Origin of the sequence: Microbacterium ureisolvens (assembly GCF_019511645.1) — a bacterium.
Taxonomy (GTDB): domain Bacteria; phylum Actinomycetota; class Actinomycetes; order Actinomycetales; family Microbacteriaceae; genus Microbacterium; species Microbacterium ureisolvens_A.
In genome coordinates, this window is sequence record NZ_JAEUAX010000003.1 from 1 (window position 1) to 12,589 (window position 12,589).

Below are 12,589 nucleotides of genomic sequence, written 5' to 3' on the forward strand. Positions count from 1 at the left end.
GAGGGAACGGGGGGACGGAGGGGACGACGGACGACGCGGTCACACGCGCGTCACACGCGCGGGGCACAATGGGCCACATGCCCCAGCCCGCGCTCCTCGCCATCTCGCACGGTACGTCGTCGCCCGCGGGGCAGGCGGCGGTGGCCGCGCTGGTGGATGCCGTCGCCCAGCGGCTCCCCGACGTCACGGTGCGGCTCGGGCACGTCGACGTGCAACAGCCGGATGTCGCGGCATCCCTCGATGCGATCCCCGAAGGGACGCCCGTCGTGATCGTGCCGCTGCTGCTGTCCGCGGGGTATCACGTGCGCGTCGACCTCATCGAGCAGTCCGCGGGGCGCGCGGGGATCGTCATCGCGCCGGCGCTCGGTCCCGATGCGCGACTGGTCGACGCCCTGATGGCTCGTCTCGCGCCCCTCGCCCCGGGGCCGGACGACGCCGTCGTGCTCGCAGTGGCCGGCTCCACCGACGACCGCGCGAACGAGGACTGCCGCGAGATCGGACGGATGCTGAGCGCCAGACTCGACCGGGACACCACGGTCGGCTTCCTCGCGGCCGCCGACCCGCGCGTCGATGCGGCCGTCGCGGACGCCAAGACGCACGCCGAGCGCGTCGTCGTCGCCGACTACCTCCTCGCGCCGGGGTACTTCCACGACCTCGCCGTGCGGCTCGCCGCCGGCGCGCCCGTCGCACCGCCGCTGCTCGGCGACGACGAGCCGCCCGCGTCCGTGGTCGACATCGTGGTCGATCGCTACAACGAAGCCGCCAGGTAGCCGAATCGAGTCGACAAAAGCGCGCGTCCGCAACTGTGTGACGCACGGTTACGTCGGTTAACGCCTCTTGACGCTCGGATAGGTCTCACGCACGCTCGCTTCTAGCCTCGGGCAATGGACTCGATAGGGTCCCGCCCGGGGGACGCCCCGGGATTCACCCCGGAGGCCACCGTGACCATCAGCGACACCGAAGCGCGCGAAGCCGAGCGCCCGCGCGCGGCCGTGCGCCCGCCGCGCGCGTCGTCGAAGCCGAACGGCCAGTGGAAGGTCGACGGCACCACCCCGCTCAACGGCAACGAGGAGTGGAAGCAGGTCGACAACGGCCTGAGCGTGCGCGAGCGCATCGAGAACGTCTACTCGCAGGGCGGCTTCGCATCGATCGACCCGACCGACCTGCACGGCCGGTTCCGCGTGTGGGGTCTGTACACGCAGCGCAAGCCCGGCATCGACGGCGGCCGCACCGCCACCCTGACCCCCGAAGAGCTCGAGGACGAGTACTTCATGATGCGCGTGCGCATCGACGGCGGCCAGCTCACCACCGAGCAGCTGCGCGTCATCGCCGGCATCTCGACCGACTTCGCACGCGACACCGCCGACCTCACCGACCGCCAGAACGTGCAGCTGCACTGGGTGCGCGTGGAGGACGTGCCCGAGATCTGGCGCCGCCTGGAGGCCGTCGGCCTCGGCACGACCGAGGCGTGCGGCGACGTGCCCCGCGTCATCCTGGGCTCGCCCGTCGCCGGCATCTCGGCCGATGAGCTCATCGACCCGACCGCGCAGATCGACGAGATCACCTCGCGCTTCATCGGCGACGAGTCCCTGGCGAACCTGCCCCGCAAGTTCAAGTCCGCGATCACCGGCCATCCGAGCCAGGACGTCGTCCATGAGATCAACGACGTCGCATTCGTCGCGGTCGAGCACCCCGAGCTGGGCATCGGCTACGACCTGTGGGTCGGCGGCGGCCTCTCGACCACCCCGCGCCTCGCCGAGCGCCTCGGCGTCTTCGTCTCGCCCGAGCGGGTCGCCGATGCCTGGCACGGCGTCGCGCAGATCTTCCGCGATTACGGCTACCGGCGCCTGCGCAACAAGGCCCGCCTGAAGTTCCTGCTCGCCGAGTGGGGCACCGAGAAGTTCCGTCAGGTGCTGCAGGACGAGTACCTCGGCTACGCCCTGCCGGACGGCCCCGCCGCCCCGAAGCCCCTCACGCAGGGCGACCACGTCGGCGTTCACAAGCAGAAGGACGGCCGCTTCTACATCGGTGCGACGCCGATCGTCGGCCGCGTCTCGGGCCCGACGCTCGCGAAGCTCGCCGACCTGCTCGAGGCCCATGGCTCGACGCGCCTGCGCACCACGCCTCACCAGAAGCTCGTGTTCCTCGACATCGCCGAAGAGAACGTCGAGCCGTTCATCGCGGGCCTCGACGAGCTCGGGCTGTCGGCGCGCCCGAGCCTCATCCGCCGCGGCACGATCGCGTGCACCGGCATCGAGTTCTGCAAGCTCGCGATCGTCGAGACCAAGGCGTACGCGACGGCAGCGGTGCTCGATCTCGAGAAGCGTCTCGAGCAGTTCGAGCTGCCGCATCCGATCTCCCTGCACGTCAACGGCTGCCCCAACTCGTGCGCCCGTATCCAGACCGCCGACATCGGCCTGAAGGGTCAGCTCGTGACCATCGACGGCGAGCAGGTGCCGGGGTACCAGGTGCACCTCGGCGGCGGGCTCGTGAACGCCGACCGCGACGACGCCGGCCTCGGCCGCACGGTGCGGGGACTGAAGGTCGCCGCCGACGGCATCGCCGACTACACCGAGCGCGTCGTCAAGCGGTTCCTCGCCGAGCGCGACGCCGCTGCCGACGAGACGTTCGCCCAGTGGGCGCACCGCGCCGACGAGGAGGCCCTCCAGTGACCGTCTCCCTCGCACCCCGCGTCACCGCGAAGCGCACGCACGAAGAGCTCAAGGCCCTCGCCGAGCAGGGCAACCTCGAGCTCGGCAGCCTGACCGACCACGAGGCATCCGCCGCCGAGGTCGTCGCCTGGGTCGCACGCAACTTCGGGACGGATGCCGCCGCCGTCGCCTGCTCGATGGCCGACGCAGCTCTTCCCCACCTGGTGGCCGAGCAGCTGCCCGGCGTCGACGTGCTGTTCCTCGACACCGGCTACCACTTCACCGAGACCTACGCGACGCGCGACGAGGTGCAGCGCGCACTCGACGTGCGGATCGTCGACATCACGCCGGAGCAGACCGTCGCCGAGCAGGACGCCGAGTTCGGCGCGAAGCTCTTCGAGCGCGACGCGAGCCTGTGCTGCGCGCGCCGCAAGGTCGCGCCGCTTCAGCAGGCGCTCGGCGGCTACGAGGTGTGGTTCACGGGCGTCCGCCGCGACGAGGCACCGACCCGGACGAACACTCCGCTCGTGACGTGGGACGAGCGCAACGGCCTGGTCAAGGTGAACCCGGTCGCCGCGTGGAGCTTCGACGACGTGCTCTCGTACGCAGCGGCGCACAAGGCGCCGGTGAACCTCCTCGTCGGGTTCGGCTACCCCTCGATCGGCTGCGAGCCGTGCACGAAGCCGGTCGCTCCCGGCGAAGACCCCCGATCCGGCCGCTGGGCCGGGTCCTCGAAGACCGAATGCGGGCTCCACGAATGACCGTCACCGCCGCCCCCACCGCGTTGTCCACGCTCGACCTCCTCGAGGCCGAGGCGATCCACGTCATCCGCGAGGTCGTCGCCGAGTTCGAGCGGCCCGTGCTGCTCTTCTCCGGCGGGAAGGACTCCGTCGTCGTGCTGCACCTCGCCACCAAGGCGTTCGCGCCCGGCAAGGTGCCGTTCCCGGTGCTGCACGTCGACACCGGCCACAACTTCCCCGAGGTCCTCGCCTTCCGCGACGAGACCGTCGAGCGCCTCGGCATCCGGCTCGAGGTCGCGAAGGTCCAGGACTACATCGACGACGGCCGCCTGCAGGAGCGCGCGGACGGCACGCGCAACCCGCTGCAGACGCTGCCGCTCCTCGACGCGATCGCGGCCGGCCGCCACGACGCCGTCTTCGGCGGTGCGCGTCGCGACGAGGACAAGGCCCGCGCCAAGGAGCGCATCATCTCCCTGCGCGACGAGTTCGGCCAGTGGGACCCGCGCAACCAGCGCCCCGAGCTCTGGAGCCTCTACAACGGCCGCCACACCCCGGGCCAGCACGTCCGCGCGTTCCCGATCTCGAACTGGACCGAGCTCGACGTCTGGCGCTACATCGAGCGGGAGGGCATCGCGTTGCCGCCGCTGTACTTCGCACACGAGCGCGACGTGTACGCCCGCGACGGCATGTGGCGTCCCGTCGGCCCCTTCTCGCCGCCGCGCGAGAACGAGACGGTCGAGCGCCGTACCGTGCGCTACCGCACGGTCGGCGACATGAGCTGCACCGGAGCGGTGGAATCGGATGCCGCGGACCTCGCCGCGATCGTCGCCGAGGTCGCCGTCTCCACCCTCACCGAGCGCGGTGCCACGCGCGCCGACGACCGCCTCAGCGAGGCGGCCATGGAGGACCGCAAGAAGGACGGGTACTTCTGATGACTGCGACTCTCACCGCCACCCCGACGCTGTTCCGGTTCGCCACCGCCGGCTCCGTGGACGACGGCAAGTCGACGCTCGTCGGCCGCCTGCTGCACGACTCGAAGGCGATCCTCGCCGACCAGCTCGAGCAGGTCGCCCGCACGTCGGCGGATCGCGGCTTCGCGCACGGCGACTTCGACTTCGCCCTCCTCACCGATGGCCTGCGCGCCGAGCGCGAGCAGGGCATCACGATCGACGTCGCCTACCGCTACTTCTCGACCGGCGCGCGCTCGTTCATCCTCGCCGACTGCCCCGGCCACGTGCAGTACACGCGCAACATGGTCACCGGCGCGACCACCGCCGACGCCGTGATCGTGCTCGTCGACGGGCGAAAGGGCGTGCTCGAGCAGACGAAGCGGCACCTCGCCGTCGTCGCGCTGCTGCGCGTTCCCCACGTGATCGTCGCGGTCAACAAGATCGACCTCGTCGGGTTCTCTCAGGAGACGTTCGCCGAGGTGGCGTCGCAGGCGGAGGCGGTCGCGGCCGAGCTCGGCATCGAGGATCTGCACGTCATCCCGGTGTCGGCGCTCGGGGGCGACAACATCGTCGACCGCTCGGAGCGCACGCCGTGGTACGACGGGCCGGCGCTGCTCGAGCTTCTCGAAACCCTGCCCGCCGCCGACGACGCCGAGCGGGAGGGCGAGCCCTTCCGCCTCCCCGTACAGCTCGTGCTGCGCCCGCAAGGGGGCCTCGCCCCCGGAATCGACCCCGCCGAGGCGGAGCGCCTGCGCGACTACCGCGCCGTCGCGGGCCGCATCTCCAGCGGCGTCGTGCGCGTCGGGGACCGGGTCGAGATCTTCCCGGGCGGCTCGGCCACCACGGTGACCGGCATCCGCGCAGCGGGCGCCGAGGTCGACGAGGCGACGGCACCGCAGTCCATCTCGCTCGAGTTCGACCGCGACATCGACACCGCCCGCGGAGCCCTCGTCGGCTCCGCCGGGACGCTCCCGGCGGGGCGTCGCGAGTTCGATGCCGAGCTCTTCCAGCTGGACGCGCGGGCGCTGACGCCCGGCATCCGCGTCCTCGTGAAGCACGGGACCGCGACCGTGCAGGCGATCGTCGCGCAGATCGAGTCGCGCTACGACCTCGATGCGCTCACGCACGAGCCGACGCAGACCCTCGAGACCAACGACATCGGCCGGGTGCGGCTGCGACTGGCGGGCGACCTTCCGCTCGAGCCCTACGCCACCAGCCGCCACGGGGGCTCTTTCCTCGTGATCCATCCCGCCGACGGTGCGACACTCGCCGCCGGCATCGTGCGCGACTGAACCCGTCCGCATCGCAACGCACACCCGCGACACCGAACCTGAAGGAGGCGACACCGTGAACAAGATCCGCACCGCGACAGCACTCACAACCCTGGGACTCGTGGCCGCGATGATGGCCGGCTGCGCCTCCGCCGCAGCGGAGCCGGGCGAGACCGCGGGTGATGGTGGCCCGTCGGTGGATGAGCTGCGGTTGGGGTATTTCGCGAACGTGACCCACGCACCCGCGCTGGTCGGGTTGGAGGAGGGGCTGTTCGCCGACGCGCTGGGCGATGTCGAGGTGACCACCCAGGTGTTCAACGCCGGCCCGGCGGCGATCGAGGCGCTCTCGGCGGGCGCGATCGATGCGACCTATATCGGCCCGAACCCGTCGATCAACACGTTCATCCAGTCCGGTGGCGAGTCCGCCCGGATCATCGCGGGGGCCGCGACCGGTGGGGCGGCGCTGGTGGTCCGCGACGGCATCGACGACCCGGCCGACCTGGAGGGCACCACGATCGCGACGCCGCAGCTGGGCAACACGCAGGACGTCGCCGCCCGGGTGTGGCTGGCCGACCAGGGGTTCGAGACCGACACCTCCGGCGGCGGGGACGTGCAGATCACCCCGACCGAGAACGCGCAGACGCTGACGCTGTTCCAGGACGGGCAGCTCGACGGCGCCTGGCTGCCCGAACCGTGGGTGTCCCGGCTGATCGTCGACGCCGGCGCGCACGTGCTGCAGGACGAGGCCGAGCTGTGGGAGGACGGCCAGTTCCCCACCACCGTGCTGCTGGTGCGCACCGAGTTCCTCGACGAGCACCCCGACGTGGTCGCCGACCTGCTCACCGGCCACGAGGCCGCCGTGCAGTGGATCGCGGACAACCCCGACCAGGCGCCGGCGGTGATCAACGGGGCGATCGAGAAGGAGACCGGCAAGCCGCTGGCCGACGAGGTCATCACCCGGGCGCTGCAGCACGTGTCGTTCTCCGTCGACCCGCACGCCGACACCTTCCAGACCCTCGTCGAGAACGGCATCCAGGCCGGCACCCAGAAAGACGGCTCCATCGACGGCCTGTTCGACCTGACCCTGCTCAACGAGCAGCTCGAAGCCGCCGGAGAAGAACCCGTCTCCGCCGCCGGACTCGGCAAGGACTGACCATGAGCACCTCACCCGTCAACGCCTCGGCGCCGGCCGCGGCCGGCACGACCAAGCCGCTCGCCCCGAGCTTCGACAGCGTCACGCCGGTGCCCGTCGCGGCGCCCGCTCCCGCTCCCGCCGTGCAGATCGACGGGGTCTCCAAGCGCTTCGGCTCCGGTCCGATCGTGCTCGACGATGTGTCACTCGCCATCGCTCCCGGCGAGTTCGTGTGCCTGCTGGGCGCGTCGGGATGCGGCAAGTCGACGCTGCTGAACCTCATCGCGGGCCTCGACAAGCCGAGCGCCGGCCGCATCGAGACCCCGGCCGAGGGCTCTGCCGTGATGTTCCAGGAGTCGGCGCTCATGCCGTGGCTCACCGCCCGCAAGAACGTGGAGCTCGCGCTGCGCCTGCGCGGCGTCCCGCGCGGCGAGCGGCGCGAGAAGGCGCTCGCCCTCCTCGACACCGTGAATCTCGCGGATGCTGCCGAGAAGCGCCCGCACGAACTCTCGGGCGGCATGCGCCAGCGCGTCGCACTCGCCCGCGCCCTCGCGCAGGACCGACCCGTGCTGCTGATGGACGAGCCGTTCGCGGCGCTCGACGCGATCACGCGAGACCTCCTCCACGAGGAGCTCGAACGGGTGTGGCGCGCGACCGGCCGCACCATCGTGTTCGTCACCCACAACGTGCGCGAGGCCGCCCGCCTCGGCCAGCGCGTCGTCCTCATGGGGAGCCGTCCCGGCCGCATCGTCCAGGAGTGGAAGATCGCGAAGACGACCGGCCGGCGCATCGAGTCGCCCGAGGTCGCCGCCCTCTCGGTGGAGATCACCGAGCAGCTGCGGGAGGAGATCCGCCGCAATGCCGCATGACACCCTGACCGCAGCGAAGACGGATGCTGCGGCATCCGCGCATTCGGATGACCTGCGCTCCCTCGAAGCCGGCCTCGATCGCCTGCAGACCGACGCCGGGCGCGGTCCGAGCCGCTGGCGCCGCATCACCGCCAGCGTCGTGCCCCCCGTCGTCTTCGTCATCCTGCTGATCGTCGCGTGGCAGCTCTACGTCGTGATCGCCGACCCCCGCCCCGACAAGGTTCCGAGCCCCGTCGACGTATGGAACGCGCTGGGCCTCGCGTGGGACACCGGGCGTCTGCAGGAGGCCGTCGCGACGAGCCTCGAGCGCGGAATCGTCGGCTTCCTGATCGCGATCATCGTCGGCACGCCCATCGGGCTGCTGCTGGCCGAGGTACGCCCCATCCGTCGCGCGGTCGGTCCCATCATCTCGGGACTGCAGGTGCTGCCGTCGGTGGCCTGGGTTCCCGCCGCCATCATCTGGTTCGGACTGTCGGACGCGACCGTCTACTTCGTGATCCTGATGGGCGCCATCCCGTCGATCGTCAACGGCCTCATCGCCGGCATCGACCAGGTACCCCCGCAGCTGCGCCGCGTCGGCACGGTGCTCGGCGCCTCGCGCTGGCAACTGGCCACGGCCGTCGTGCTGCCTGCGGCACTCCCCGGCTACCTCGCCGGCCTCAAGCAGGGCTGGGCGTTCTCGTGGCGCTCGCTCATGGCCGCCGAGATCATCGCGACCGGCGGCTCGATCGGCTTCGGTCTCGGCTCGATGCTCGACCAGTCGCGCGAGCTCGCCGACATGGCCGGTGTCCTCGCCACGATCATCCTCATCCTCGCCATCGGCATCCTCATCGAGCTCGTCTTCTTCGGGCCGCTGGAGCGACGGATGCTGAAGCGCCGCGGCCTGCTCATCACGGGAGGCGTCCGATGACCGGCCCCCGGTCGTCGAGCGACGAGCGAAGCGACGAGACGAAACGCGGCGCCGGCAAGGTGTGGCTGGTCGGGGCCGGACCCGGCGACGCGGGCCTCCTCACCGTCAAGGGCCTGCGCGCCCTCGAGGCGGCCGACGTGATCGTCGCCGACCGCCTCGGTGCGCGCGCGGTGCTCGACGGCCTCGCCGCCGACGGCGTCGAGCTGCGGGCCGAGGTCGTCGACGTGGGCAAGCGCCCCGGCCACCACGCCGTTCCGCAGGACGCCATCAATGCGCTCCTCGTCCACCTGGGCCAGGAGGGCAAGACCGTCGTCCGGCTCAAGGGCGGCGACCCCTACGTCTTCGGCCGCGGTGGCGAGGAGCTGCACGCGTGCCAGGAGGCGGGCGTGGCCGTCGAGGTTGTTCCGGGTATCACCAGCGCCATCTCGGTGCCCGCGATCGCCGGCATCCCGCTGACCCATCGTGGGGTCGCGACGGCCTTCACCGTCGCCACGGCCCACGACCAGATCGAAAGCCTCGGCGGCGGCCGCGACCACACCGTCGTGCTCCTCATGGGCATCGGCACGCTCGCGAACTCCGCGATCACGCTGGCCCGCGGCGAGCGCGGCGCGGCCTGCCCCGTCGCCGTCGTCGAGGACGGGTACGGACCCCGCCAGCGGGTCACGGTCGGCACGCTCGCGACCATCGCGCACCAGGCCGCCGAGCGAGGCATCCGCTCCCCCGCCGTCGTGGTCGTCGGCGACGTCGTGCGGCTCAGCCCGTATGCGCCCGCGGAACTCGCGACCCTCGATCTCTCCCAGTACGACCCCCTCACCCCGCCGCGGCGCGCCTGACCAGACCGCCCCCGCGAACCTCCTCCTGACCCGAAAGAGACCACAGTGACTTCTTCGAGCCTTCAGAACCTCCGCGTCGCGATCGTCGGCGCGGGGCCCGCCGGCATCTACGCCGGCAACATCCTCACGAACTCCGTGGTCGAGGCGGGCGGTACCGTCGCCATCGACCTGTTCGAGTCGCTGCCGGCGCCCTACGGCCTGATCCGCTACGGCGTCGCGCCCGACCACCCCCGCATCAAGGGCATCGTCAACTCGCTGCACGAGATGCTGGATGCCGGCACCACCCGGTTCATCGGCAACGTCGAGGTCGGCCGCGACATCTCGATCGACGAGCTTCAGGAGCGCTACGACGCGGTGATCCTCGCCACGGGCGCGATCCGCGACGCCGCGCTCGACATCCCCGGCATCGACCTGCCCGGCTCGTACGGCGCCGCCGACTTCGTGGCGTGGTTCGACGGACACCCCGACGTGCCCACCGAGTGGACCCTCGACCAGCCCGAGGTCGCCGTCATCGGCAACGGCAACGTCGCGCTCGACGTCGCCCGCATCCTCGCCAAGCACGCCGTCGACCTCCGCTCGACCGAGATCGCCGACAACGTGCTCGCCGGGCTCGAGGCGTCGGCCGTCACCGACGTGCACGTCTTCGGCCGCCGCGGGCCCGCCGACATCAAGTTCACGCCGATCGAGCTGCGCGAGCTCGGCGAGGTGCCGAACGTCGACATCGTCGTGAGCGACGAGGACTTCGCCTATCTCGAGGGCCTCGTGCCCGCGAACAACCAGCTGAAGGTCATGCTGCGCATCCTGCAGAGCTGGCGCACGCGCGAGTCGACCGGCGCGAGCCGCCGCCTGCACCTGCACTTCTACCACTCGCCCGTCGAGGTGCTCGGCTCCGACCGCGTGGAGGGCCTCCGCTTCGAGCGCACCGAGCCCACCGAGGACGGCCGCGTTCGCGGCACCGGCGAGTTCCGCGACTACCCCGTGCAGCAGGTCTACCGCGCCGTCGGCTACTACGGCACCCCCGTGATCGACGCGCCGTTCGACGAGAAGGCCGGCGTGGTCTCGAACGTCGAGGGACGGGTGAAGGATGCCACCACCACCGGCGACGTCGACGCCCCGGTGATCGCCGGCCTGTACGCCACGGGCTGGATCAAGCGCGGACCGGTGGGCCTCATCGGCCACACCAAGTCCGACGCGATGGAGACCATCGGGCACCTCGTCTCGGATGTCGAGGCCGGGCGCCTGTCGGCTCCGACCGTGGACGGTGACGTGCTCGACCTGCTGGACGAGCGCGAGGTCGCCTTCACGACGTGGGACGGCTGGCTGGCCCTCGACGCGCACGAGCGCGAGCTCGGGGCGAACCACCTCCACACGCGCGAGCGCGTCAAGGTCGTCCCGCGCGACGAGCAGGTCGCGATCTCGCGGGGAGCGCTCGTCAAATGACGTACGTGATCGCCCTGCCGTGCGTCGATGTGAAGGACCGAGCCTGCATCGACGAGTGCCCGGTGGACTGCATCTACGAGGGCGAGCGGTCGCTGTACATCCACCCCGACGAGTGCGTCGACTGCGGCGCCTGCGAGCCGGTCTGCCCGGTCGAGGCGATCTACTACGAGGACGACCTGCCGGAAGAGTGGCAGGACTACTACACCGCGAACGTCGAGTTCTTCGACGACATCGGCTCGCCTGGCGGTGCGGCCAAGACCGGCGTCATCGCGAAGGACCACCCGGTCATCGCGGCGCTTCCTCCCCAAGGAGACGGCCATGACTGATTCCCCTTCCGCCACCCCCTCGACCGAGGTCGATGTCGTCATCATCGGCGGCGGTCCGGCCGGGCTGTCGGCGGCGCTCAATCTCGGGCGCGCCCGCGCGTCGGTCGCCCTCATCGACGCCGGCCGCCCGCGCAACGCCGCGACGCTGCGCTCGCACGGTTTCCTCACGCGCGACGGCGTCCCGCCACTCGAGCTGCGCAAGCTGGCGCGCGCCGAGCTCACCGCCTACCCGAACGTGCAGGTGTTCGACCGGACCGTCGTGACCGCGCTGCAGATGCGCGACTGCGGCGAGGGACTCCGCTTCCTCGCGGCGCTGCGGGGGCGCGGGACCGGCACTCCGCCCGCGGTGGCCGCGCGCTCGGTGCTCGTCGCCACCGGCCTGCGCGAGACGCTCCCCGCCATCCCGAGCCTGCGGGCGTTCTACGGCATGACGGTCTTCAGCTGCGCCGCGTGCGATGCGTGGGAGCTGCAGGACCGGCCGCTCGCCCTCATCGGCGAGACCCGCGATCTCGCCGCCCGTGCCCGGCTCATCGCCCGCTGGACCGACAGGCTCACCGTCTTCACGAACGGATCGGACGCGGTGGACACGGTCGAAGAGGCCGAGCTCGCAGCATCCGGGATCGTCGTCGAACGACGGATCATCGACGACCTCGAAGGCGACCGCGGCACCGTCACGGCGGTGCGCCTCGCCGACGGCGCTCGCGTCGAGATCGACGGCGGCTTCGTGCGGCCGCAGTGGCACCCCGCGCTCGATTTCGTGGGCGGCATCGACCTCGAGCGCGATGCGTCCGGCAACCTGGTCACCGATCGCTCGGGGCGTACATCGGTCCCGGGCCTGTATGCCGCCGGGGATGCTGCGTCCCCGGGTCCGCAGCAGCTCATCGTCGCCGCGGGGCAGGGCGCACGCGCGGCCGCGGTGATGGTCCACGATCTCGTCGGGGTGAGCACCGCCCACTGAGGCCGGCGCGCCCGCGCGCCGGCCGGTGGCGCGGTCTACGGCACCCGGTTGAGGGTGCAGACGAACTGCTTGACGACGCCGTTGTCGATGAGGTCGCCCGCCGTCAGGGCGGCCCGCACCTCGTCGGCCGCGTCGAGGACGCCGTCATGGTCGAGGTCGCCGGAGGCCAGTGCGGCGGCGTAGCCGTTGGGGGCCGACAGGGCGTGCACCTGCCAGCGGCCGCCGTTGAAGCCCGGATCACCGGGCGCCACCTCTGCGACGCTCATCTGAAGGCCGCCGAAGCTGTAGATGATGTCCCACGACTGCGCCGGCGCGCGCGTGTGCGACAGATCTGTCGGCGTAGCCACCGTGCGCCACAGCTCGTGGTCCACGTAGATCACGCCGTCGTCGGTGACGCCCCCGGACCCCGCGGCGAAGGCCGGGGTCGCTGCGGCGAGAGAGAGTGCGCCGATGGCGGCGCCGAGAACTCCGGCGATCAGCCGGCTCCGTGAGGACTGCATACCAGGCAT

General features: G+C 71.5%; 13 protein-coding genes. 12 read left to right on the forward strand and 1 reads right to left on the reverse strand.

What is annotated here, in order from left to right:
- The first annotated feature begins 77 nt into the window (after positions 1-77).
- The 12 genes from JNB61_RS06585 to JNB61_RS06640 all read left to right on the forward strand — a co-directional run bounded on the left by JNB61_RS06585 (position 78) and on the right by JNB61_RS06640 (position 12,080).
- Positions 78-770, forward strand: coding sequence for a sirohydrochlorin chelatase (locus JNB61_RS06585; RefSeq protein ID WP_220339133.1), 693 nt, complete (start codon positions 78-80; stop codon positions 768-770).
- 114 nt (positions 771-884) lie between these two features.
- Positions 885-2,672, forward strand: coding sequence for a nitrite/sulfite reductase (locus JNB61_RS06590; RefSeq protein WP_222855219.1), 1,788 nt, complete (start codon positions 885-887; stop codon positions 2,670-2,672).
- Complete coding sequence (locus tag JNB61_RS06595) at positions 2,669-3,412, forward strand: phosphoadenylyl-sulfate reductase (RefSeq protein ID WP_220292965.1); 744 nt, start codon at positions 2,669-2,671, stop codon at positions 3,410-3,412. The genes JNB61_RS06590 and JNB61_RS06595 overlap by 4 nt, the downstream gene beginning before the upstream one ends.
- Positions 3,409-4,323, forward strand: a complete 915-nt coding sequence (gene cysD / locus JNB61_RS06600) for a sulfate adenylyltransferase subunit CysD (RefSeq protein WP_201448702.1) — start codon at positions 3,409-3,411, stop codon at positions 4,321-4,323. The genes JNB61_RS06595 and cysD overlap by 4 nt, the downstream gene beginning before the upstream one ends.
- The gene (locus JNB61_RS06605; RefSeq protein WP_220339134.1) at positions 4,323-5,633 is read left to right on the forward strand and encodes a sulfate adenylyltransferase subunit 1; all 1,311 of its coding nucleotides are present in this window, start codon (positions 4,323-4,325) and stop codon (positions 5,631-5,633) included. Before cysD ends, JNB61_RS06605 begins: the two co-directional genes overlap by 1 nt.
- Before the next feature lie 55 nt (positions 5,634-5,688).
- Positions 5,689-6,765, forward strand: a complete 1,077-nt coding sequence (locus JNB61_RS06610) for an ABC transporter substrate-binding protein (protein WP_220339135.1) — start codon at positions 5,689-5,691, stop codon at positions 6,763-6,765.
- Positions 6,766-6,767: 2 nt separating this feature from the next.
- Entirely contained in the window at positions 6,768-7,613 is an 846-nt protein-coding gene (locus JNB61_RS06615) for an ABC transporter ATP-binding protein (protein WP_222855220.1), read from the forward strand.
- Positions 7,603-8,523 carry an ABC transporter permease gene (locus JNB61_RS06620; protein ID WP_159840973.1) on the forward strand — a complete coding sequence of 307 codons (921 nt, stop codon included), beginning with the start codon at positions 7,603-7,605 and terminating at the stop codon, positions 8,521-8,523. The genes JNB61_RS06615 and JNB61_RS06620 overlap by 11 nt, the downstream gene beginning before the upstream one ends.
- Positions 8,520-9,356 (forward strand): uroporphyrinogen-III C-methyltransferase, encoded by an 837-nt coding sequence (gene cobA / locus JNB61_RS06625; protein WP_220339136.1) that lies wholly within the window; start codon positions 8,520-8,522, stop codon positions 9,354-9,356. Before JNB61_RS06620 ends, cobA begins: the two co-directional genes overlap by 4 nt.
- 45 nt (positions 9,357-9,401) lie before the next feature.
- Complete coding sequence (locus JNB61_RS06630) at positions 9,402-10,796, forward strand: FAD-dependent oxidoreductase (RefSeq protein ID WP_220339137.1); 1,395 nt, start codon at positions 9,402-9,404, stop codon at positions 10,794-10,796.
- Complete coding sequence (gene fdxA / locus JNB61_RS06635) at positions 10,793-11,122, forward strand: ferredoxin (RefSeq protein WP_045299416.1); 330 nt, start codon at positions 10,793-10,795, stop codon at positions 11,120-11,122. The genes JNB61_RS06630 and fdxA overlap by 4 nt, the downstream gene beginning before the upstream one ends.
- The gene (locus tag JNB61_RS06640; protein WP_220339138.1) at positions 11,115-12,080 is read left to right on the forward strand and encodes an NAD(P)/FAD-dependent oxidoreductase; all 966 of its coding nucleotides are present in this window, start codon (positions 11,115-11,117) and stop codon (positions 12,078-12,080) included. The genes fdxA and JNB61_RS06640 overlap by 8 nt, the downstream gene beginning before the upstream one ends.
- 35 nt (positions 12,081-12,115) lie before the next feature.
- Here the strand turns inward: JNB61_RS06640 and JNB61_RS06645 are convergent, their stop codons facing one another.
- Entirely contained in the window at positions 12,116-12,580 is a 465-nt protein-coding gene (locus JNB61_RS06645; RefSeq protein ID WP_220291241.1) for a hypothetical protein, read from the reverse strand.
- Positions 12,581-12,589: the final 9 nt, after the last annotated feature.